Raw genomic sequence first — 375 nt, 5'->3', positions numbered from 1 at the left:
ACCGCCGCGTACCACGCGCGGGCTGTCGTCGAGCAGGCCGGCACTCTGCGTTTCGCTGCCGTCGAAGCGCTGGGTGAAGCGCGACGCGGTCCATTCCCAGACATTGCCCGCCGTGTCGCTCAGGCCGAAGCCGTTGGCGGGGAACTGGCCCACGGCGGCGGTCTTGTTGCGCAACAGGCGTGATGTCGCGCAGCCACGGCAGTGGGCGCGCGGCGCCTGCTCGCTGCTGTCCAGTTCATCGCCCCACCAGTAGTAGCTCGGGCTACCGCCGCGAGCGGCATATTCCCACTCCGCCTCGGTCGGCAGGCGGTAGCGGGCGCCGCTCTGGCGCGACAGCCATTGCGTATAGGCATGCGCGTCGCGCCAGGACACGTG

1 protein-coding gene is annotated in these 375 nt (G+C 70.4%); it reads right to left on the bottom strand.

Annotated elements, in window-relative coordinates; all coding sequences use genetic code 11:
• On the bottom strand, positions 1-375 hold a 375-nt coding region (locus J0A65_RS26355), incomplete at both ends, for a formylglycine-generating enzyme family protein (protein WP_206597138.1).

It is taken from the genome of Bowmanella yangjiangensis (assembly GCF_017255015.1).
Taxonomy (GTDB): Bacteria; Pseudomonadota; Gammaproteobacteria; order Enterobacterales; family Alteromonadaceae; genus Bowmanella; species Bowmanella yangjiangensis.
The sequence above is the reverse complement of the archived record's forward strand: the minus strand, read 5'-3'. Positions and strand labels throughout refer to the sequence as shown.